The following is a 23734-nucleotide window of genomic DNA, read 5'->3' on the forward strand; positions in this document are numbered from 1 at the left end:
CGTTCCGCGAACAAGTGGCTAGGGAGAATGCTCTAATAACTGCAAGGAGTAGTTCTGTTGGCTGAAAAGAAAATGATTGCTTCATCTAAACTGTTTCTCATTTTTCTCAAACTAGGGCTAATTAGTTTTGGTGGTCCCATTGCTCATCTTGGCTATTTTCATGATGAATTCGTGAAAAAATTAAAATGGGTTAGTGATCACGCTTACGGGGATTTAGTCGCTTTATGTCAATTTTTACCGGGTCCTGCAAGCAGTCAAGTCGGTATAGCCATCGGGCTATCAAAAGGCGGTGTCCGTGGAGCAATCGCTGCTTGGCTTGGATTTACGATGCCTTCAGCGTTGATGATGATTGGATTCGGAATGGTATTAACCAAAACCAGCGTTAATGTCAATCAACCCTGGATTCATGGGTTAAAAATAGTGGCTGTGGCCGTGGTTGCTCAAGCCCTCTGGGGAATGGGGAAAAATTTATGTCCCGATAAAAAACGGGCGAGTCTAGCTGTATTAGCGTGCATAGGCGCAAGCCTTTTTCCGAGCGCATTTGGACAAGTTGCGATGATTTTATTGGGAGGATTATTAGGGCTAGCTTTCCTCTCTCCAAATAAAAAATTGCCTGAAAGTGAGCTTACTGTTCCTCTTAAGCGGCATACTGGACTAATTTCATTGATTATTTTCTTTGCTCTGTTATTTGGATTACCCCTGATTAGTTTTTATCTACCTAATTATTCGGTTCATTTATTTGAGTCATTTTACAAGGTAGGATCACTCGTTTTTGGTGGGGGGCATGTTGTTTTACCCTTACTGCAGGCAGAAGTGGTTTCCAGTGGCTGGGTCAATAATCCCTTATTTCTTGCGGGTTATGGTGCTGCACAAGCGATTCCAGGACCAATGTTTACTTTTGCGGCTTATTTGGGTGCAGTATCCAATTTAGCACCAAACGGCTGGGCAGGCGGATTGATTGCATTAATCGCTATTTTTTTACCGTCGTTTTTACTGATCATGGGGGTATTGCCGCTGTGGCAAACTATCCGTAATTATGTGTTCATGCAGCGCATCATTCTCGGGGTCAACGCCGCCGTGGTCGGTTTATTGCTATCGGCTTTTTACAAACCGATATGGTCGACAGCCATATTGTCTATCAATGATTATTTAGTGGCGATGACGGCGTTTTTATTATTGGAATTTTGGCAAATACCCGTTTGGATTATTGTCTTATTTTGCGCTATTGTAACTGGCTTAGGTTGGCGTTGAGGGCAAACCAAATACGGCTAGACCTTGGTGACGAAACCAATTTTTATCCTCTCTGATGACATAGCGAGATAACTCGGGAATATTTTGTAGGTTTTCATACGGTGTGGTGACAAAGTAACGACTACCCGTCACATAGAAATCTTTGGTATTGCGGGAGGGGGTTACAAGAATGTGCCCTTTAGGAACCAGCGTAGCCAACTGCCCAATGAAATCCACTATTTCTTTTTCTTTCTCTATCCCATTTTTTACACCCAAAAGGTAAGGAACAAAGGCAGTATCAAAGACTTGTTTTTCCTTGCTCATGAGCAGCTTATTCAGCGTGCCAGCATGAAATTCAATATTTTTATCTAATTCAAAATCATCTTGCTGTTTGGCCTGAATCGCTTCACGAACCAAAGACACCATATAATGAATGTATACCCGCCTTAATGAGTTAGGATGAATTGCCCAAAATAGGGTATTGATGAATTTTCCTGAAGGCAGGGTGATTAAAGGAGGATACCAGCGTGTTAGTGCTGTTAATAGCTCTCCCACTGAAGGGTACGACTTTGAATCAAAGTGTTCCCGGTAATGAAAATATTTTTTAAACGCTTTGATCCAGGCAATAGTAACGGGGTCTTTATCGTAGACCGTAATCGATTTGGCTCCTGCTTGGGCGAATAAAAAGCAGCTGTTGCCATAACCAGGAATCAGCAGAATATGTTTACCTTCGATATCAGCGCGTAGGGCATATTGGCTTTTATTTTGCTCAAATAACGCAGAAGACAGATACCTTTCAGCGCCCATAGGGTATATCTGTACTTCCTTGTTATCAGAGAGTCGAGTTACTCGTCGATCTAAGATCCAGTTTTTTTCTTGCTTACTTAAAAGGGTTTGCTGAGTGGTTGTCATACATGCTTCCATAAATCCGCTTTCTCTATCTTAGCAAAAAATTAAGCTGTGTTGGCAATTGGTTTTCAATGCTTAATGTGTCGCTAGTCTCTAAATGTCCATAGCTGGGAGTTCTCCAAGACCTACATGCCGCGACATTCACGGGTAATGGGTATGAATGACGACGATCAGCATTGACTACCACTAGCTGCTCATTGAGTGTTTTTTATTTTAAAGGTTCTAACTGCTCCAATGTGGTAGGAATAAGCTCAGAGACCGTCGGGTGAATATGCACTGCGTCTCTAATAAGGGTATAGGGCTTATCCGCGTACATGACATCAAGAATCGAATGAATAATCTCATCTCCACCGACCCCTAAAATAGTTGCTCCTAATATTTTTTGAGAGTTTGCATCCACTAAAATTTTAATAAATCCTCTGGGTTCTCCTTTAATCACCGCGCGTTTTACCTGAGTCATGGGTCTTTTAGCAACCAATGCTTTAAAACCGGCTTGACGAATTTCGGCTTCAGTCATGCCGCAGCGTCCCAAGGGGGGATCGATATAAAGAGCATAAGCCATGATTCTGTCAGTGACTTTGCGCTTAGTGTGGTTGAGTAAGTTATCGGCTACTATTTGGTAATCGTTATAGGACGTATGGGTAAATGCTCCTCTGCCATTGCATTCACCGATAGCCCAAATATTTTTAACTGAGGTGGCAAGGTATTCATCGACTTGGATCATGCCTCGGCTATCTAATTGAATATCCGTATTTTCTATCCCTAAATCATCAGTGTTCGGTTTTCGACCAATGGCGATTAGCACATGGGATCCGTTAATTGCCTTTTTACCGCTGTCACAACCCACATGAGCCACAATATCATGGCCTGATTTACTAAATTCAAGGCAGTTTGTGTTTAAATGCACATCAACATTTGCCTCTTTCATAATGCTAAGCACTGTTTCAGAAACATCCTCATCCTCGCGGGGAATTAAACGAGGAGCTTTTTCAATGACGGTTACTTTGGAACCAAAAAAACGAAAAGCTTGAGCAAATTCGAGGCCAATATAGCTGCCCCCAATCACTATCAAGTGTTCAGGAAGCGTTTCCAAATCAAGAATAGATGAATTAGTAAGGTAATTGATTTCATCCACGCCTTTCATTGGGGGAACAAAAGCACGTGCGCCGACATTGATGAAAATTTTATTTGCAGTAAGGTGGTGATCATTCACCGCGACAGTATAATTATCAACAAATCGTGCATGGTCATGAAAAACGGTCACATTAGGCGTGTTTTTTAGCCATTGTTCTACACCGTGGGAGGCTTTATGGACAATGGCATCTTTGCGTGCTTTGACGTTTTTCCAATTGGTTTTAATCGTTCCGCTGATATCAATGCCGAAATCATTGGCTCGTTGTATCAGATGAGCAATTTCCGCACTTGCAACCAATGTTTTGGTCGGAATACATCCGGTGTTTACGCAAGTACCACCGAAGTTTTTCCGTTCAATAATAGCAACTTTAAATCCAGTACTTGCAAGGCGCACAGCAAGAGACGGACCTGATTGTCCTGTTCCAATGATAATGACATCAAATTTTTGAGCAGTCATAGTAGCTTCCCTTGAATTATACTGCAATAATTTAGTTAGCGGCTTTTTTATGATTAGCTTTAGAGATACTGTCTGTCAAGTATATGACTAACAGTGTAATTATTAGATTTTTTGTGTTTATGTGGGACAAATACTATGTCGGGAGACTATTTTTTTAACCAAGCCCCCGTAGAAATATTATTAAAAATTTATGCGGAACTTTCATCAGAAGACTTATACAAAAAGTGCAGATTAATTAATCGAAGACAAAGAAAAATAGCTGAACTGGCTTTATTTGCAAAACGGGATGACGAATCAATTCGGTATCAAGAAGCCTTGCTTGAAGCCTGGGCGGCTGACCTGATTGGCTTTATGAAAGGGCGTGATGAAGCTAGCTTAATGACATTAGCTCAAGAAATTTTCAAATCGATTAAAACACCACAAGCAACGCCTAAATATCGATTGCATGGATTGATGGTAATCGGAGCGATTAAAGGTTTTAATTTCACGCTCGCTGACAGCATGATCCCGAAAATTACAGCTAATCTAAAAAGGGGTAGTCTTAGTAGTTGGCAGTCAGCAAAATGCTTTAGTGCATTGATCCTCGCTTTAAGCGAACGCCAGGTAGATAAAATAATGACGCTTCTACAAAGAGAGATGATGCTTCGTCAAGATCTTGATGATGATAGTGCTGTGAAACAACATTTACGGGTTCTCGTGCCTCATTTAACTTCCACGCAAGTAATAAGATTTATCCGTTTTATTTTGGCGAATTTAAATCATGAGGTTTCAAATAAAGTAATGTTGCAATCCTTAGCCCTTTTTGTCCCTCGATTAGGTAAGGACCAATTGGCAAAATTAATTCCCATTCTTTTTGAGAAACTCAATAGCACGGACGAGAATGAAGTGGCTGCTTCACTGGAGTGTTTAGCCGCCTTTGCCCCTCAGTTAAATGAATCAGGGATAGAGGCATTTATCCCGTTACTGAGAGAGAGGATAAATTCAGAGACAATGCGAAGAGCAGTTTTGCTTTGTTTAACTGCTTTTGCACCTAAATTAGGTGAAATAAGGCTAATAGAATTGTTTCCTGTTGTTTGTGAATGTTTAGATAATAGTCCGATTCAATTTTCTGCAGAACGCTGTTTGGCGGCTTTTGCGCTTAGAATAAATGAAAAAAAATTAACTGAACTTAGTTTACCGGTTTTGTCGATCTTCAAACGCTATTACAATCCTTCGAGTCTCGCTGAATTTAAATGGGTGACTATTTTTGCTCCTGCATTTAATGAAGCTAAATTGTTCGAGCTCACCCTTTCTTTCACTCATGTTCAAGATTGGGTACAAATACCCACGTCTATTGAGAGTCAGCTTAGTGAAAAGAAACTACAGGAGTTAGTCGCAGAAATTCCTGAAAAACTAACCAGTCAAAACGAAGTCATTCAATTAAATGCATTATTTTGGTTGCTACAAATTGGGCCAAGATTAACTAAAGCCCAGAAATTGAAATTCGGTTTGTTAATTTGTGACAGGATAAGCGGTTCTCGTACTGCTAATGCAGCAAAAAACTGTTTAATTCAATATGTGAGAGAATTCAATCCATTGCAACCTAATTCCCTTTTGTTTATAAAAATCAGAGAAAAATGGGATTCATTTTATGGAGCGCTGAGTCTCTATCAAAAAACAATTTTTGCATCAATGTTAACGGAAACAGAATTAATTGAAATCATTTCAACTCTTTCACGAGAAATAAATGGTCTGAATGGTCTAGGCTCAACTGTTAATACAATCCCCTGCATAAAAAATTTGCTGCCTCGCTTAGCAAACGATCAATTTGGAAGCCTAATTTCACTTGTTTTTGCAAAATTAAAAGATAAAAATCAAGCGGGTACCTATATTGCTCATGCTTTAGAAGAGCTCATTGATTTGCTGCCAAAATTAAATGAAACACAATTACAAGAATTAGCCCAAATCGTTGTAGAAAACCTAAAGGAAGAAGAGGTAGATCGTCGTTACGTTGCAACTAAATTAGCCTGCCAATTAATCATATCGAATCAAAATTTTGCACCTTTGCTAGTGAAGAATGTTCAAAATCATGCAGAAAATGCTCTTTTAATGGTCATGACTAAAATCCTTAGTGAAATTGAAGGGAAAGCAACTATTGTTAATACCAATGAAATAATGAGTTATAAAGAAGCAGAATGTGAAAATGATAGCGCTGGATGTGCAAACTTAAACGGAATAGGTTTATTAACCTCTGGGGGAGTTACTGTGATTATTGGTGCTATTGTTATAGGAGCACCTTTGTCGATTAGTCTATCACTGGGTCTTTCTTTAATCGCATTGGGTTTAGTGATGCTCGTTGTAGGAGTAGTGTATCTCACTAACGCTTGTTCTAATCCTAATGATGAGAATACAGTGGAGTTACCTGCTCGCTTAAGCTATTAGCCGAGCGGGTAAACACCGACTGTGTCTTTATTTTGAGCCACTGGTTACTTCAAACTGGCCTGCCGTTCCATGAGCCCTGGTATTGGGATCATACATCGCTTCAGCGAGGATTGCGGGTACGGTAAATTTTCCTGTATTGTTCGCTTTAATCCGATAAACAATTTCTTTAGCACGGGTATCTACTCCGGTAAAGAAAACGACGCGATCTTCACGCACATCCGCATACTCCACTGTTTCACTGCTCACTGAATCACGAATCACCTCGAAACCGCCTGGCAACAGATCCACAATAGCCACATTGCTTAAATACGGGTTATCCATGGAGCGTATTTGGATATGCACTTCAATTTCGGTTCCAAGTGTTGTGTTATTAATGACATTGCCTTTCTGGTCGCGAAATTCACGATACACTTCAATCCCTTGTTTGACTTCTTGAGTAGGCAGGGTTTTATCAAATCCGGCTTGAGTTAATTGATAAAAATAAGTTTGCTGAGTCGGGTTATTAAAGCGAACCTGCTTTACATTCTCTTCAATATTGACTTTCTCGTAATTATTATTCAGCGCAGTTAAGGTCTTTTCGCTTTTATCAGCAAAGATTTCTTGAATAGAAAGTGCTTCATTGCTGGGGATTGGATTAGCCTGCGCATAAGCGCTTAATGCCAAGCTGATATATCCTGAGAGCACTGTATTGATCTCGCTACTGTTGATTGCTTTGACTAAACTCATCACCAGCGCATTACCTACCTTGGCTAAGCGCTCAGGGAAATGATGGGCAATTAAATAAAGGTATTGCGCATCGGCAATGTTGCTGTCGTAAAAATCGCTAGTGGCAGTTTGCGATTGCAGTTTATATTGACCAATCAATTGATTGGCTTCAGGAATACTCTTCAGTAGTTGGTAAGTGGCCGCAATATACGCGCCAGTAATGTCTTCTTGCCAATGCGTTTGATTTTGATCCAAATAAAGTTGTAAGTGGGTCAAATAGTTCGTGGTGACAATTTCATTGCGCGTTAGAATATAAACAGCATAGGCTTGTACCCTGGCTTGGTTTAAATTTTTAGGGGGTTGTGTTGCTAAGTCCCTTAAAAAGCTTAGACCGGCACTGAATAGATCTGCAGGTACGTTATAACCTTGTGCTCTGGCTTCAGTTAAAAATTGCATGGCGTAAATCGAGGCAAATGAGTTACTCGCGTTATCACTCAAACCAGGCCAATAACTGAACCCACCGTTCGACATTTGTCGTTGTCCGAGCATTTGAATTGTTGTGTTGATTTTATCAGTAATGGTTTGCGTATCCTTAGCAAACCAGGTTTGATCTGCCATTGCCAGTAAAGGTAGCGCTTCGCTGGTTAATTGCTCAGTGCAGCCATAAGGATAGCCTTCAAGGTAACGTTGCAAGCCGGCCACTAAAATGAGTGGGTTCGATGAGACTGCGGCTTGAACGTTTCGATGCGCAGGGTAAAGCGTGCGATCGAGATTGACCAGAGTATGGGTTTTTTTCGAACTACCGCTCACGACTGACGTGGTAAATGCATTCGCAGGACGAATGCTTACTGTGGCATCCATTTTTGAGGATTTATCTGCTGTGTGTGCTTCCAAGGTCATTTGCGCAGAGCCAAGCAGTGAATTCGCGCGTAATTTAAAGCCTATGGTTTTTTCTTTACCTTCATCGATAGCCAATGTCTCTTGATGAGAACCAAGAATTTCCAAGCCAGGCGTGGTTGTTAACTGCACTGAAACCGGAGCATTAGCGCCGGAGCTTTGGACATTATTGGCAATACTGGCTGTAATGACGAATTCATCTCCTGGCGCCACAAAAGTAGGGGTATTGGGGTTAATCACAAAATGGCCACGGATTTCGGATTTTTTCTCTGCTGAACCTACAGCATCGCTCGCTACCGCCACCGCCATTATTCGCAGTGTACCGTTAAAATAATCCGGAATTGGATAACTCACTTGGCGTGGCGTTGAATCAGTGTCCATAATGCCTGACCAATAGACGACTGGCAAATCTGTCTTACGTTTAAACGGGTTAAGATGGCTATTCAGTAGTTCTTCGCCGCCATCACCACCGACAGCAGAAAGCTCTCGATCTTGAATAAATTTGGGAAGGATTTGGTCTACCGTCTGTTGAGTAATCACTTCCAGCGCATGTTTTTGGAAAAAGAAGGCAAGTGGATTAGGGGTTGCAAAGCGAGTAACTTGCAAAATCCCTTCATCGACTGCAAAAAGAATAATTTTTCCGGGCTTATCACTTTTGTACTGGATAGTAAAAGGCTCTCCTGGACGCGCCAAAGAAGAAGTATCCAAATCAATATGCACTGTCTGATTGTCATGATTCAGCGCAAAAGGCACGACACTGTAACTCAGTGGGCTGATAAAAATGTCAGGTGAATCCCAATTACGCACGAAGCTAACATTGACATAAGCATTGCCCTGAAGATTATTGGGAATAGGAATGGTCTGCACCGAACTGGTGGTGTTCGTATTAAACCATTGGGTGGCATACACTTTGTCCCGTTCGATGGTAATTAACCCTGCTCCGGTATAAGGGGCTGTTATTTGCAATTCAATGTCTTCGCCTGCTTTGTATTCTGTTTTATTCAGTTTCACATTGAGTTCGGCATTTCTAGGTAACGGTGCTTGGCTAGTGCCCACTACGCTAAATTTAAGTTGGCTTAATTCGGTGTTATTTTTATCCAATACTTTCAGTGCGAAATCACCTATTTGTTGTGTTGGTGGTGTGTAGTTCGTTCCTTGCTCATCAATGGAGAAAGGTTGAGTATCTAATACGGTAGATTGGATAATGGACTGGTATTGATAGGTTCCATCGGGTTTCTTAACGAGTGTGGTGATAGGATGTAAAGCAATACGCTGCAGTTTAAGGTCGCTGACCTTTTGTTCCTTTAATTGAGGGTTCACTGCAATAAAATGGATTGAGCGCTGACTGTTCTGCTTAATGTAAGCGAGATCACCGTCCGGTTTGTAACCGATGAAATAGCGCAGGGGGCTTACCAACGCAGTCGACTGCGTTGCCACACTTCGTCCTCCCTCCGCTTCAAAGCCTTCGGCAAAAAAGGTGAGCTGGTAAGTTGCTTTATCAAAACGTTCAAGATGCAAATTAAATTCGGCTTGGCCTTGGTCATTAGTAGTTGTATCACTCAATGTGTCGGTGAAGACTTTCGATTGTTTGTTGGAATCAAGCAAGGGATCAACGAAAACATAATCAGGGAATTTGGCAAATTGTACGCGTTTTGGCGCTAAGAGCATTTTGGCACTCACTTTACGATCAGCGGCAGGTGCGCCATACAAATTCCATAAACTTATTTTCGCTTTTAGGTCAGCGGGTGAAACCCATCCTGGTGTGTGCTCTTGAGAAAAACTGGAGGTAATCCGCATCCGGTCAGGTTGGAATTCCGCGACACGAATCGTCGTTGAGCCTAAAAGGCTATCAGGGCGCGAATCTTTAACAATATAGAGATTGACCGTGTATTGTCCTGTTGCGGAGGTTGCATTCGTTGGAAAATCAAAACTCAAATACCCCGTCGAATCAAGGGTGAATTTTTGATCATGAATGGTGGTCCCGCGTGGATCAATAACCGTGACTTGTAATGGAAGTCCGGCAGGTTGGGGTTGAGCATAGGCTTGCTTGACAATCATTCCTACATGCACCGTATCGCCTGGACGATAAATGCCTCTATCAGAAAACAAATAAGCGTTTAGACTGTTAAGCTCTGGTGTGCTATAGAGTCCGCCAGTATCAAAGCGCGAGAAATTCAGCTGCCGCCCGGCTTTATTATACGGAATGAAAGAAACATCGGAGCCAAGACTAGCTAAATACACGGTGGGTTCACGATCATCCACAAAATCACGAAGAGTAGGGAAGTTGGCGCGGCCCTGATCGTCGGTCATACGTGTTAAAACAGGTAAGCCATTTTTGCCCAAAATAGTCACTGTTGCATTGGTAACCGGTGTTCCTTGAGTAATGGATTGAACAAAAACATCGTGAGAACCATCGCTGTTATCTTTAACGATCAATCCTAAGTCGGTAATCAAAACTAAGCGATTTGCGGTCACATCGAGAGCTTGGTTATTTGTGATGTCCCAACCGGTTGCTTGCAATAAAAATAAGCCTTGCGGGCCGCCGGTGTTGGTTGCGGCAGCAAGGTATTTCGAAAAATTCAGCGCAGTGTATTGTTGTTTTGCGAGAAGAGACGTATCGAATTGTTGAATTTCAGAAAAAATTTCGCTGATGTTTTGTTGATTAAAGCTCTGATTAATAAAATAAGGGTTATTAAAATCGCCCTCAGTTTGGGTCATCAAGTGATTGACATTTTCAGGCAGTACGCGTGCGAAATTAAATTTCACTGCAGGCACTCCACGGATAAGCACGGAGAGTTTTTTCTCACCGCTAAGAGCAAGCAAAGCGCCTTTATGAAGGAAATTGATTTCGCGAGGGAATTCAGGGACTTTAATGACGGCCACATAATCATGAGTCAGCACAAAATCACCAAAGCCCCGCATACCTTTATCGATTTTGAGGTAAAGGTACTGCGGGGTTTGCGCTGTAAATTGATAACTATGCAATGTGGCATAGTTACGGTCAGTCGGAAGTGCTTGAGTCGCAAGCGGTTTGGCGAGTGCTAAGATGCTTGCTGTAACTTCACCCGGATTTTGCCATTCGTAATCCACTTTTTCGGGCTCAGAGGCTGTCGCTGGGTAATTTCGTGGTAATAAATAGACATGCAGAGCTTTGTTTATTTCCGTTTCTGTAACGCCTAAGCTGGATTCAATCGTAAGCACTTGCTCAGGCCTATCTTGTTCATTTCGGATAATCGACGCTTGTGTTTTATCAATTTTTAGGTAATTACTGGTGTCTGGAATTAAAAGCGTTTGGCTGACAGGCCCACTTAATTCACCTAAACCCGTGCTAGATTTGATGCCTTTCCCAAGCGTTAACACTAAATAACGGGATACTTCGGGAAGTGATAAATTTTCTGAGCGTAAGTAGGCTGTGCGTTTATACTCATCATAAGTGACAGTGAATTGATACTGCTGAGCTTTTAAATCGCGTTTATTGTTTTTTAATGCTTGCAGCATCAAGGTCGTTTTCGCTTCAAAACTCGCCGTATCGACGGGGAAATTAAACGAAACGGTTGCAACAGCTTGTCTAATTTTCGGATTAACTGGATCTTGATAGAACTTTAATTCGTTAATTTTTGCCTGAAAGGGTTCAGTTGAAAAGCGATAATCATAGCTTTCCATTTTTGTTGCAGTGGAGAAGATCTCTTTAGTGAAATGAATGGAATAAGTTTGTCCTGCCGGCCAATCTTGTTCGGGTGTAAAAACTAAACTGCTATCGCTTGTCCAGACCCATTTTCCTGGCATTGCAGGCGACAATTCAATACCGCGTGTGACTTCCTTACCGATTAAATGAAGTGGGGCAACTGATTGATTAACAAAATCATTGGCAGGGCCATGGCCAAAATGAATAAGAAGTGGATCTGGGATCAGTTGCTCAGCAAGAGGGGTCGCTTTGGGCGCCGTTATTAATGCTTCGATTAATTGTGGCCGCGGCAGATTGCTATACCAATGATAACCATAACCCAGTGCGACAAAGAGGAGCACGATGGCTGTCGTGAGCGCTAAAAATCGTTTTGGATAAGCAGAGGCTTGACGATGTAAATAATTGAACCATGGTGGGCTATTCCAATTCAGTCGACCGAATACGAGGGAAAAGAGCTTACCGAGTTTGTTTTTTGTTCTACAAAAGAAAGAATTGTTCATTTTTGGTTCAATTTAAGTGGGTTACGACTGCCTTACGGATTCTACATGAATTTGGATAAGTTTTAATCTTTTTTAATGAATTAAAATAAGCCAACTCTACTAAGGGGAAGGTCCTTCGCTTTCGCTCAGGACGACAAAACCTCTGTCATCCCGAGCAAAAGCGAGGGACCTCCCCACTCTTGGCAGTAGCTTTATCAAGCCTTCGCTACGCTCAAAGACGACATACCGTTTTTATTTTGTTAAAATAGCGAACAACCTGCCTCAACCAAAATAAGTCAATAAACCACTTCATATGGCACGCTTTCTAAAATATTCTAGCTTAGTTTTTATTTTCCTTTTTATCATTCTCTTTGGGATATTCTTTTTTCTACCTAAACCCCCGTTATTAACCGATTTTAGCTTTTCAACAGCTGTATACGATGAGCAACACAACTTATTACGATTGACCCTTAGCCAAGATGAAAAATACCGCCTATTTACACCGCTGTCGCAAATTTCTCCTCAATTAAAAGAGGCCACTTTATTACAAGAAGATCGCTATTTTTATTGGCATTATGGAATAAATCCCCTGGCCATGTTGAAAGCAGGTTGGCAAACTTATTTTGTTCAATCACGACGGGTTGGCGCTTCTACGATTACAATGCAATTAGCCCGCATCCGATTTAAAATTAATTCCAAAAAAATATCAGGCAAACTACAGCAAATTCTTCGTGCAATACAGCTCGAAATGCATTATAGCAAGGATGAAATTTTAGAGGCTTATTTAAATCTTGCTCCTTATGGCAATAATATTGAAGGCGTAGGGGCAGCTAGCTTGGTCTATTTTAGTAAATCGATTAGTAAAATAAGTCTACCTGAGGCACTCACCTTAAGCATCATTCCGCAAAATCCAACGCAGCGAATTCCTTCAAATACAAACCTAAAGGCAATTCGCAATCAGTTATTTAGTCGTTGGTTAGCTCAGCATCCCGAGGATAAAAATAAGGCTTCCATTATAAATTTGCCTGTAGAAATGCAAACCCTACGTTCTTTACCCTTTATTGCGCCTCACTTTGTGAATGCAGTGCTACATGATTCACCCAAATCGCAAGCGATTACAACCACTTTGGACTCTCGTTTGCAAGCCATCTTAAAACGGGTTATGACCCATTATTTAGCACGAAAAAAAGTAATCGGTGTTTACAATGCGGCAGTCTTACTCGTTGATACGCGTGATATGTCGGTAAAAGGGGCAGTTGGTTCGGCAGATTTTTTTAATCGAGCAATCGGCGGACAAATCAATGGGACGGACATTAAGCGATCCCCAGGTTCCACATTGAAGCCTTTTATTTATGGGTTGGCTCTCGATCAAGGATTGATTCATCCAAATACAGTTTTAAAGGATGTACCCCACAGCTTTGGTAGCTATAACCCAGAGAACTTTGATTATGACTTTATGGGCCCCATTAAAGCAAAAGATGCTTTGGTTTTAAGTCGGAATATTCCGGCGATTTACTTAGAGAGCCAGTTGACTAAGCCCAATCTCCATCAATTGCTTGAAGACGCGCAAGTCAGTCAATTAAAATCCGAGTCTTATTATGGCTTAGCACTGAGTTTAGGTGGGGCTGAGTTAACCATGAAAGAACTGGCAAGCTTATATGCCATCTTAGTGAATGAAGGGCTTTGGTACCCACTGCGCACTCGCAAAGATGAGCCCATAGGTGCAAGCAAGAAGCTTCTTAGCCCAGAGGCTAGCTTCTTAGTTTTAGAGATGCTCAAAAGCACACCGCGTCCCGAAGCGCAAGGTTCAACAGCTAATCTATCGGTGTCATGGAAAACAGGAACTTCATCCGGCTATCGAGATGCTTGGGCAGTAGGCGTATTCGGACCGTATGTATTAACCGTTTGGTTTGGTAATTTTGATAATAAAGCCAATCCAGCATTCGTCGGCAAAAATCTCGCTGCCCCTTTGTTTTTTGAACTCGTGGACGCGATTCGCCATGAGCGTGGGCCGTTACCTGTTATTCAACAACGACCAGAAGCAATGCATTTAACTCGCGTGGAGGTGTGCAAAGCATCAGGAATGCTTCCTACTCGTTATTGTCAAGACAGAGAAATGACGTGGTTTATTCCTGGAAAATCACCTATCAAGACCGATACTATTTATCGCGAGGTAGCCATTAATAAAACCACGGGTCTGCGAACGTGTCATTTTAACGAAAATACCCGTTTTGAAGTTTATGAATTTTGGCCTTCTGATTTGCTTACTATTTTTAAACAAGCAGGCATTCAGCGACGCATTCCTCCGCCTTTTGAATCCAATTGCAGCTTAACGCAGAGCTCTATGGGATTAAATCCGCAAATTACCTCGCCTCAAACTGAGCTAAGCTATATCGTACGCGCCAATGCAACTCAAAACATGCAGGTTCCTTTAAGTGCAGTCACTGATGCTGATGTGGGTGCAATTTATTGGTTTATTAATGAGACTTATGTAGCAAAAACACGCCCAGATGAGCCGTTCTTGTGGAAAGCAAAGCCCGGAAAATTTGTCGTAAGAGTTGTGGACGATCACGGGCGATCAGATGCCCGTGATATTCATATTCAGATGGATAGTTAGAGATGGGAGCTATTTTGAAAAATGACAATGAAATAACTCATATTAAACAGCGATTTTTCAAAAAGCAGGGGAAGCGTTAACGACCCCCTTCTTTTATGCAGCGAAATCGTTATTCATTAATGCCACTTGTTGCCATCAAATTAAGCAATTGAGCCGAAAGAGGGTAGGTTGGGATCTTAGCCCAACACACTCGCCATCAAAAAATAATCCCCATTACTACCTCCCGAAATTCACTCAGCAAGATGTTAAACGTTCGACAAGCCGCACCAATCGACATGCACTCCAGCGCAATGCGTTGTTTGGAAAGTGCCGCAAAAATGGCAGGTGGTGGGAATTGCCCTTGTTGTTTATGGCCAATCACCACAATGTTTGGATTATATTGAAGCAGTGGTGCTATTGATTCTTCATTAAGTTGCAGGATGTTATTAATAGGCCAATCAGTAATGATTTCATGACTGCTGACAATGAGGTTGGTTTGGTAAACGATGGAGTCAACCTTTATTTCATGATCGCTATAAGATTGAACACTGTGTTTATCGGCTGTTTCTAGATTAATATGCATGGTGTTTAGACAGGTAATAATTTATAATTTTATGTTATACCCTTTACAAATGAATTAAGTTCTATTCGCAGCGGGCTATATCCACAGTATATCACAGAGGTTAAAAACATGAGTCAATTTCCACGCATAAAACGCTTGCCCCCTTATGTATTCAATACCTTGAATCAGCTAAAGTCAGAGGCGCGAGCGCGTGGAGAAGACATTATTGATTTCGGTATGGGAAATCCTGACCAACCCACACCTCCTCATATTGTTGACAAATTAATTGAAACGGTGCAGCGCCCAGACACGCATCGCTATTCAATGTCGAAAGGGATCCCTCGATTACGACGGGCGATGGCAGCGTGGTATGAGCGAAATTACCAAGTTACTCTCGACAGTGAAACCCAAGTGCTCACAACCATCGGTTCAAAAGAAGGATTGGCCCATTTAGCCTTAGCGATCAGCGGGCCGGGGGATACGGTATTAGTTCCTGATCCTGCTTACCCTATTCATACCTATGGTTTTATTATTGCCGGTGCAAATGTCAAACAAATCCCCTTAATTGATGAGCGGCAATTTTTAGGCGCGGTGGAAGCCGCCATCGAGCAAACTTGGCCTAGACCTAAAGCATTGGTCATTAGCTTCCCTGCGAATCCGAGTACTCACTGTGTCGATTATGACTTTTTTGAGCATGTAGTTGCTTTGGGTAAACGGCATGGCCTATGGATTATTCATGATTTAGCTTATGCTGATATTGTTTTTGATGGGTATAAAGCACCTTCTATTCTGCAAGTACCTGGGGCTACGGATATTGCCATTGAGACCTATTCCATGTCTAAATCATATAACATGCCGGGTTGGCGGGTTGGTTTTGCATGTGGTAACGAAGAGCTTGTCGGCGCGCTCACTCGACTTAAATCCTATTTAGATTACGGAACATTTACCCCGATTCAAGTTGCTGCGATTGCCGCTCTAGAAGGTCCGGATGATTGCGTGCATGAGATAAGAGCTATGTATGAGCAACGGCGCAATGTATTATGCGATGGCTTACAGGACATTGGTTGGTATGTCGAACGACCAAAAGCTACAATGTTTGTTTGGGCGCCAATTCCTGCTCACTATAGATCTATGGGATCACTGGAATTTTCAAAATATTTATTGAAAGAGGCTTGTGTTGCGGTCTCTCCTGGCATCGGATTTGGCCCTCAAGGTGATGATTTTGTCCGTTTTGGGTTAATTGAAAATCAGCAACGAACGCGCCAAGCTTTGCGTAACTTAAAGTCATTATTTCGCCGCGACGGTTACCTTCAGGCTGTGTGAGGATGGATGTCATTGTTAATGCCATAAAGGATGATGTTCCTGTGGGTAGTGAGCCCTTGCATGGTCTAGGGGATTATTACGCCAATATCCTAGTTGGTTTAGGTTATAAGTCTGACCATTTACCGTTGGCAGCGTTATTGGCGCTTTATCATCAGCAACCAGGGCATTGGTTAATTGCTACGCCTATTCATTGGGAAGCAACGCATAATGACGCCATGATCGTTGCGGCAGGGCAAGCTCTTGAATTAACGGAAAGCGAATCGCGTCGTTGGTTTACTGAGGTGGCGCAATTTCTCCACGCTGATCATTTCCAACCTGTTTTTCATGATGCACAAACGTGGTTATTTAATCTCGATAATAAGCCAAAAATTACCAGCCATTCGATTCAAAGTGTTTTACATCAATCAATAATGCCCCTCTTAAACGCATTAGATAAGACACTTTACTGGCAACGCTTAATCACTGAGTTGCAAATGTACTTGAGTACACATCCATTGAATAAAGAACGAGAAAGCAAATTAGCCATCAATGGGGTCTGGTTTTGGGGAGAAGGTGAATTAACGATTCCTCATCAAAGACCTTTTGCAACCGATGACGAAACGTTGCTTAAACTGGGATCATACATCAGCCCTTTAACCCCATCAATCACTTTACAAAAGGACCATATATTGGTGATCAATGATGTGAAACAAATTGAGTTTTGCCATTTAGACGATAAAATGCGTAAAAATAAAATTCACTGGTACTGGAATAACATGGCTTATTCTATGCCTGTGGGCCATTGGTGGTCTAGACTATGGAGATAATAAGAACATGCGCATTAAACAACGAGAACTTCCACAGTCACTGCCCTCGTTTTCTAACTACCCCTCTGTTTTACAACGAATTTATGCACTACGCGGCTTAAAAGACGAATGCCAATTAGATAAAAGTTTGCAAGCGTTGTTGCCATTTAATACGTTAACTGACATCGATAAGGCATGCGTACGTCTGGAGCAAGCATTAAGAGAACAGCAACGTATTCTTATCGTTGGTGATTTTGACGCTGACGGAGCAACCTCCACAGCGCTGGCTATCTCAGGCTTACGCGCAATGGGTGCTCAGTATGTTGAATTTCTTGTTCCCAACCGTTTTGAGTTCGGTTATGGATTAACCCCCGCGATCATTGAAGTGGCTAAAAAATGGAAACCCAATCTGATCATCACCGTGGATAATGGCATCGCCAGCATAGAGGGCGTTAATGCAGCTGGAGAAGCAGGAATTGACGTGATCATTACGGATCACCATTTGCCGGGTGAGCAACTGCCTAAAGCCTGCGCGATTGTTAATCCTAATCAGCCGGGCGATTTATTTAAGAGCAAATCGATTGCTGGAGTGGGAGTCATTTTTTATGTGATGCTTGCACTAAGACGGCATTTAAGCCATGTGAGTTGGTTTAGTTCACAGGGAATGGCAGAGCCGAATATGGCACAGTTGCTCGATTTAGTGGCGCTTGGAACAGTTGCTGATGTTGTCGCACTCGATCAAAATAATCGTATTTTAGTCAATCAGGGGCTTGCACGTATACGGCAGGGGCAATGCCGTCCAGGCATCAAAGCATTAATTGAAATTTCAGGAAGAAATTGCGCACGCTTGCGTGAAAGCGATCTGGGTTTTGCCATTGCGCCGCGATTAAATGCCGCAGGACGATTGGATGACATGTCACTGGGAATTGAATGTTTACTTTGCGAAAATTATGACAAAGCGCTCATGCTTGCCAAAAGTTTGGATGAGTTAAATCAAGAACGGCGCCTTATTGAAGCCGAAATGAAAGAACAGGCCTTGTTGGCAATCGATAAACTTACCAAAAAAATTGAAAATGCGCACCAGTTGCCTGTCGCCTTATGCATGATGGATCCTGGTTGGCATCAAGGGGTTATCGGTATTCTCGCAGGGCGTTTAAAAGAACGCTACCATCGGCCAGTCATCGCATTTGCTAAAGTCAGTGAGGATGAACTAAAAGGGTCAGCGCGCTCGGTCTCTGTTTTAAATATACGGGATGTACTCGCTGCGGTAGATCGAGATTATCCAGGCTTAATCATTAAGTTTGGTGGCCACGCAATGGCTGCGGGGTTAAGTATTCATCCACAAGCATTAAGTGATTTTCAACATGCCTTCATTGCTGAAGTGGCTAAGCACTTGGATATTTCACAATGCGAAGGGGAGTTATGGACCGATGGATCTTTACAGCTCACCGAGCTCACTCTAGAAACGGCCACTATACTCCAGCAAGCAGGGCCATGGGGGCAGCAATTCCCTGAGCCGTGCTTTGATAATGTCTTTGAAATACTCGATCAGCGGTTAGTCGGCCAACATCACCTCAAATTAAGCTTGGTTCATGCGGAGGGAGGTGACCCAATCGATGCCATCGCCTTTAACGTTGATCTTAGCCAATGGCCCAATTACCGCGCAAGACAGGCGCACATTGCTTATCGATTAGACATTAATGTTTACCAAGGACGAACACGCTTGCAATTATTGGTGGAAGCCCTACAAGTGGTTTAAGCGGGTCAAATCAGGTATAATTACCTTTTTAAGCCGTAGTACGATGTTGTGAATTCGCTAAAGCCAGCTTTAATTTCACCGCTGTCCATTGCACCAATGATTGATTGGACCTACACGCATTTTCGCGTGTTCATGCGCCTTATAGCCCCCAATGCGCTTTTATACACTGAAATGCAAACGGTAGGTGCCATTGTAAATAATCCGGGTCGGGCTCTTGACTTTCAGTCTATGGAGCATCCGCTTGCTTTGCAACTTGGCGGTGCTGATAAACAAAAATTATCAGATTGCGCAAAAATTGCCGAAGAAAAAGGATTTGCTGAGATCAATTTAAATTTAGGTTGTCCCAGTGATCGAGTGCAGGCCGGACGTTTTGGTGCTTGCTTGATGGCTGAACCAGAGTTAGTGGCGGATTGCATTGCCAGTTTAAAGCAAGCGGTTTCCATTCCGGTAACCGCAAAAACGCGCATTGGTATTGATAAGCAAGACAGTTATGAATTTTTCTCTTCTTTTGTCCATAAACTTATTGCAGCTGGATGCGATAAACTCATCGTACATGCCCGCAAAGCATGGCTCCGTGGTTTAAACCCAAAACAGAATCGAACTATCCCACCGGTTCATTATGATTTTGTTTACCGAATTAAAGATGAAGTGCCGAAAATTCCAGTCGTCATTAACGGGAATATCAACAGCGTACAGGAAATCAATAACCATATGAGCTACGTTGATGGAGTCATGCTAGGGCGTTTGGCTTGCCAAAATCCCTATGCGTTAATGGCTGTTCAGCATTATTTTTACCCTGAAACAACCCTTCGCTCACGCACAGTCATTTTCCATGACTATGTCAATTATATCCACACACAATGGAAACAAGGTATTGCTTTAGGTTTACTATTAAAACCTGTTTTTAATTTAGCCTATGGTTTACCTGGTGCAAAACATTGGAAGGAGTTACTTTTACAAGCCCAGCGACAGCAGGAAATAAAAAAACTAGCGCAGGCCATTGCGATGCTTGCTGAGTTAGAAGAACAAGCAGATAGGGAATGAATGGGCAGGGTAAACGAGTGAAAAGATCCCTACTAGGGGGGCATGTTCAGCTAAGCAAAGCAATAGAGAAGAACCGTTTTTGGAGCAAAACGCTTCTAATGATAAAACAAAACATTAAACTGCTTCACATTTGTAAAAAGAGCGAGCAACCCCCCTGAGCGAGAATAATCATGCGGATTTGCCTTCGTTTGCGTGGCATTTTTACCAAAATTCTAGTAAATTAGGCGCTTTTAAAGCTGAAAATTCTCAAGAGGATTACCCAAGGCTATGCTGAATACGTTAATGAAAAAAATGTTTGGTAGTCGCAATGAACGTACTTTGCGGCGCATGGAAAAAACAGTAATGGCCATTAATGCCTTTGAAGCTCAAATGCAAGTACTCTCTAATGAAGAGTTAGCTGCGAAGACTACGGAGTTTAAAAAGCGGTATGCCGAAGGTGAAAGTCTCGATGAAATGCTTGCTGAAGCCTTTGCTGTGGTGCGAGAAGTCTCTGTACGTGCCCTGGGTTTACGGCACTTTGATGTGCAATTAATCGGTGGTATGGTGCTGCATGAAGGGAATATTGCTGAAATGCGCACTGGTGAAGGTAAAACGCTGGTAGCTACCCTACCTGCCTATCTTAATGCCATTAGCGGGCATGGTGTTCACATTGTGACAGTAAACGATTATCTTGCCAAACGGGATAGTCAGTGGATGAGTCCTATCTATGAGTTTCTAGGGTTAACCGTCGGGGTCATTTTTCCTGATATGCCGCATCATGATAAACAACTCGCCTACAACTGCGATATTGTCTATGGAACGAATAACGAATTTGGCTTCGATTATTTACGCGATAACATGGCTTTTAGCATTTCTGATAAAGTGCAACGCCAACTGAATTTTGCCATTGTTGACGAGGTCGACTCCATTTTAATTGATGAAGCAAGAACTCCATTGATTATATCGGGCGCAGCGGAAGGTAGTTCTGATCTGTACGTTAAAGTAAATCGATTAATTCCTCACTTAGTTAAGCAAGAAGAAGAAGGGGACAGTGGGGATTACACTATTGATGAAAAGCAAAAACAGGCCCATTTAACCGAAATAGGACATCAACACATCGAAGAGCTTCTAGTAAAAGAAAACCTGCTTGATCCCGGTGAAAGCTTGTATCATGCTAGCAATATTATGTTGATGCACCATGTGAATGCCGCCCTTAAAGCGCATGCGATGTTTCATCGTGATATTGATTATATTGTTAAGGACAATCAAGTCATCATCGTGGATGAACATACTGGCCGTACAATGGCAGGCCGTCGTTGGTCTGAGGGATTACACCAAGCGATCGAAGCCAAAGAAGGGGTTCCCATTCAGCAGGAAAACCAAACTCTTGCTTCGATTACGTTCCAAAACTACTTCAGGCTTTACAACAAATTAGCCGGTATGACTGGTACTGCCGATACAGAGGCTTATGAATTTCAACAAATTTATAATCTTGAAGTGGTTGTTATTCCGACAAATAAGACGATGTGTCGTAGAGATGAGCCCGATTTAGTTTACCTAACACAAGAAGATAAATACTTAGCCATTATTGAAGATGTGAAGGATTGTCTTGCACGCAAACAACCTGTGCTAGTAGGTACCACGTCAATAGAGGCTTCAGAATTAGTAAGCCGATTATTGAAAAAAGCAGGAGTGAAGCACCAAGTATTAAATGCTAAATTTCATGAAAAAGAAGCACAAATTATTGCCGAAGCGGGTAGACCAGGGGTTGTGACTATTGCGACCAACATGGCTGGACGCGGTACCGACATCGTTCTAGGTGGAAGTTTATCCGCCGAATTGGCTGCATTACCTGAGGAAGCCAGCGATGCTGAATGTGAGGCCATTAAAAAAGATTGGCAAACACGGCATGAGGCAGTTCTTGCTGCAGGTGGCTTGCGAATTATTGGTTCAGAGCGCCATGAATCAAGGCGTATTGACAATCAGCTTCGCGGTCGTGCTGGACGTCAAGGCGATCCTGGAAGCAGCCGTTTTTATTTGTCTCTGGAAGACAATTTAATGCGAATTTTTGCTTCAGAGCGTGTTGCATCTATGATGCGCCGTTTAGGTATGAAGCCTGGAGAGCCTATTGAACATACTCTCGTCACGAAAGCCATTGAAAACGCGCAACGTAAATTGGAAGGTCATCATTTTGATGTGCGTAAACAGCTCCTGGATTATGATAACGTGGCCAATGATCAACGAAAGGTCATTTACACACAGCGCGCAGCCATTATGGCAATGACAGATCCACAAGAGGTGGTAGAAGCAATGCGTGAAGAGGTGATTGATAATCTTGTGGATAATTTTATACCGCCACAAAGTTTAGAAGACCAATGGGATTTAGATGGATTATCTCAGGTTTTATCTGAAGAGTTTCAAATTAAGGTCAATATTAAACAATGGGCTGAAGAAGATCACAGCATTCAACCTGAGCAAATCAAAGAGCGTGTTTTTGAGCTTTGTGTCAATCGGTATCGAGAGAAAGAAAAAACGGCTGGAAGAGAAGTGCTTGCCCAATTCGAAAAATCAGTCATTTTGCAAACATTGGATAACCACTGGCGCGAGCATCTTGCTTCCATGGATTATTTGCGCCAGGGCATTCATTTACGGGGTTATGCACAAAAAGATCCAAAACAGGAATATAAACGAGAAGCCTTTTCTTTATTTAAATCAATGCTTGATAACCTTAAATACGATGTTATTCGATTATTAACCGCAATCGAAGTGCAAACAGAGGAAGACGTTAATGCCGTCGAACAACAACGACGTGCTGAACAAGTGCAAAAAATGACATTCCTTCATCAGGATGGGGTTGATGAAGTCGATGAAGCGAATGTTGAATTGACTTTTAAGCGTTCGGAGCGAAAAGTAGGTCGCAATGACCCCTGCCCCTGCGGCTCAGGCAAAAAATACAAACTATGTCACGGAAGTTTAGTGTGAAGGTAGCTGTTGCCGTTATTTACGATGATCAACATCGCGTTCTCATTACCCAACGACCATTGCATGCCGCCCATGGCGGCATGTGGGAATTTCCCGGTGGAAAATTGGAAGCAGAAGAACTTCCTTCATCCGCATTGATCAGGGAAGTAAAAGAAGAGGTAAGTATTGATATCCTTGACTATTCTTTCTTAGAGGAAATCACCCACGATTATGGCCACAAAATAGTTCATTTGTTAGTCTTCAATGTCAAAAGATTTTGCGGAGAAGCAGTTAAGTGTGAATCACAACTGGATTTGCGCTGGGTTGCAGTAAACCAACTCACAAATTACTCTTTCCCTGAGGCAAATAGTAAAATAATTGAGCTCATAAACAAAATTTAACACATTCACTTGAAGTAGTTTATTATAATCTTTTCCACTAAATAGAATTTCTGGGATCCTTCTATGTTTGATCCTGCCCTGATTTGTCGGACACCCTGCTAAGAGAGTAAAATCAAAAGCAGAGGTGAGAAAATGAACAAGAATAAAGCAGAGCTAAAAAGAGTTAAAAAGAAATACAGCCCTCAATTTAAAGATCAAGTGATGGAGCGGGCAGATAAAGAGGGCATACCTCAGGTTGCCAAAGATCTTGGTTTAGCCGAATCGTTATTGTATTCATGGAAAGCACAGAGGAAACGAGGTGGCGACACACTTGAAAATCAAAAACTTCAACAGGCAGAGCTTTCGCGTTTAAAGCGCGAAAATGCAAGACTTGCGGAAGAGAATGCATTCTTAAAAAAGGCGGCCGC

The 23734-nt window shown here is 42.2% G+C and carries 14 protein-coding genes; 10 read left to right on the top strand and 4 right to left on the bottom strand.

The features are described from left to right. Positions 1-57 precede the first annotated feature (57 nt). Complete coding sequence (gene chrA, locus B5D33_RS04520; protein WP_459166959.1) at positions 58-1251, top strand: chromate efflux transporter; 1194 nt, start codon at positions 58-60, stop codon at positions 1249-1251. Here chrA and B5D33_RS04525 read toward each other — a convergent pair. Both B5D33_RS04525 and B5D33_RS04530 read right to left on the bottom strand, forming a co-directional pair. Beyond that, entirely contained in the window at positions 1237-2142 is a 906-nt protein-coding gene (locus tag B5D33_RS04525) for a hypothetical protein (RefSeq protein WP_058452323.1), read from the bottom strand. The two genes, chrA and B5D33_RS04525, sit on opposite strands and share 15 nt — an antisense overlap. 205 nt (positions 2143-2347) lie before the next feature. Then, entirely contained in the window at positions 2348-3730 is a 1383-nt protein-coding gene (locus B5D33_RS04530; protein ID WP_058452324.1) for an FAD-containing oxidoreductase, read from the bottom strand. Positions 3731-3865: 135 nt separating this feature from the next. Between B5D33_RS04530 and B5D33_RS04535 the strand changes: the two genes are divergently transcribed. Then, on the top strand, positions 3866-6151 hold the full coding sequence (locus B5D33_RS04535) for an F-box protein (protein ID WP_058452325.1): 2286 nt from the start codon (positions 3866-3868) through the stop codon (positions 6149-6151). Positions 6152-6178: 27 nt separating this feature from the next. Here B5D33_RS04535 and B5D33_RS04540 read toward each other — a convergent pair whose 3' ends face one another. Continuing rightward, entirely contained in the window at positions 6179-11938 is a 5760-nt protein-coding gene (locus B5D33_RS04540) for an alpha-2-macroglobulin (RefSeq protein WP_058452326.1), read from the bottom strand. A gap of 292 nt (positions 11939-12230) precedes the next feature. Between B5D33_RS04540 and pbpC the strand changes: the two genes are divergently transcribed. Then, positions 12231-14534, top strand: a complete 2304-nt coding sequence (pbpC, locus tag B5D33_RS04545) for a penicillin-binding protein 1C (RefSeq protein WP_058452327.1) — start codon at positions 12231-12233, stop codon at positions 14532-14534. Between the two features lie 196 nt (positions 14535-14730). Here pbpC and B5D33_RS04550 read toward each other — a convergent pair whose 3' ends face one another. After that, entirely contained in the window at positions 14731-15096 is a 366-nt protein-coding gene (locus B5D33_RS04550) for an Mth938-like domain-containing protein (protein ID WP_058452328.1), read from the bottom strand. 108 nt (positions 15097-15204) lie between these two features. On the opposite strand from B5D33_RS04550, the gene alaC reads away from it, so the two are divergent. From alaC to B5D33_RS04585, 7 genes are all read left to right on the top strand, one after another. Then, a complete protein-coding gene (alaC, locus tag B5D33_RS04555) occupies positions 15205-16398 on the top strand; it encodes an alanine transaminase (protein ID WP_058452329.1) in 1194 nt (397 codons plus the stop codon). Between the two features lie 2 nt (positions 16399-16400). Further along, a complete protein-coding gene (locus B5D33_RS04560) occupies positions 16401-17204 on the top strand; it encodes a hypothetical protein (RefSeq protein WP_078767336.1) in 804 nt (267 codons plus the stop codon). Positions 17205-17211: 7 nt separating this feature from the next. Further along, positions 17212-18942, top strand: coding sequence for a single-stranded-DNA-specific exonuclease RecJ (gene recJ / locus B5D33_RS04565; RefSeq protein ID WP_078767337.1), 1731 nt, complete (start codon positions 17212-17214; stop codon positions 18940-18942). Between the two features lie 96 nt (positions 18943-19038). Beyond that, entirely contained in the window at positions 19039-19986 is a 948-nt protein-coding gene (gene dusA, locus B5D33_RS04570) for a tRNA dihydrouridine(20/20a) synthase DusA (RefSeq protein ID WP_065240003.1), read from the top strand. 267 nt (positions 19987-20253) lie between these two features. After that, the gene (secA, locus tag B5D33_RS04575) at positions 20254-22947 is read left to right on the top strand and encodes a preprotein translocase subunit SecA (RefSeq protein ID WP_058452331.1); all 2694 of its coding nucleotides are present in this window, start codon (positions 20254-20256) and stop codon (positions 22945-22947) included. Next, complete coding sequence (gene mutT, locus B5D33_RS04580; protein ID WP_234802455.1) at positions 22944-23327, top strand: 8-oxo-dGTP diphosphatase MutT; 384 nt, start codon at positions 22944-22946, stop codon at positions 23325-23327. Before secA ends, mutT begins: the two co-directional genes overlap by 4 nt. Before the next feature lie 132 nt (positions 23328-23459). Beyond that, a partial coding sequence (locus tag B5D33_RS04585) for a transposase (RefSeq protein WP_139364741.1) occupies positions 23460-23734 on the top strand: 275 nt, incomplete at its 3' end.

It is taken from the genome of Legionella maceachernii (genome assembly GCF_900167045.1).
GTDB lineage: Bacteria > Pseudomonadota > Gammaproteobacteria > Legionellales > Legionellaceae > Tatlockia > Tatlockia maceachernii.

Excerpts from the sequence above, each read along its gene's own strand:
- B5D33_RS04530 (WP_058452324.1), bottom strand. The coding sequence starts at position 3,730 with ATGACTGCTCAAAAATTTGATGTCATTATCATTGGAACAGGACAATCA.
- B5D33_RS04525 (WP_058452323.1), bottom strand. The coding sequence starts at position 2,142 with ATGACAACCACTCAGCAAACCCTTTTAAGTAAGCAAGAAAAAAACTGG.
- recJ (WP_078767337.1), top strand. The coding sequence starts at position 17,212 with ATGCGCATTAAACAACGAGAACTTCCACAGTCACTGCCCTCGTTTTCT.
- pbpC (WP_058452327.1), top strand. The coding sequence starts at position 12,231 with ATGGCACGCTTTCTAAAATATTCTAGCTTAGTTTTTATTTTCCTTTTT.
- B5D33_RS04560 (WP_078767336.1), top strand. The coding sequence starts at position 16,401 with ATGGATGTCATTGTTAATGCCATAAAGGATGATGTTCCTGTGGGTAGT.
- alaC (WP_058452329.1), top strand. The coding sequence starts at position 15,205 with ATGAGTCAATTTCCACGCATAAAACGCTTGCCCCCTTATGTATTCAAT.
- secA (WP_058452331.1), top strand. The coding sequence starts at position 20,254 with ATGCTGAATACGTTAATGAAAAAAATGTTTGGTAGTCGCAATGAACGT.
- B5D33_RS04535 (WP_058452325.1), top strand. The coding sequence starts at position 3,866 with ATGTCGGGAGACTATTTTTTTAACCAAGCCCCCGTAGAAATATTATTA.
- B5D33_RS04540 (WP_058452326.1), bottom strand. The coding sequence starts at position 11,938 with ATGAACAATTCTTTCTTTTGTAGAACAAAAAACAAACTCGGTAAGCTC.
- dusA (WP_065240003.1), top strand. The coding sequence starts at position 19,039 with ATGATTGATTGGACCTACACGCATTTTCGCGTGTTCATGCGCCTTATA.
- B5D33_RS04550 (WP_058452328.1), bottom strand. The coding sequence starts at position 15,096 with ATGCATATTAATCTAGAAACAGCCGATAAACACAGTGTTCAATCTTAT.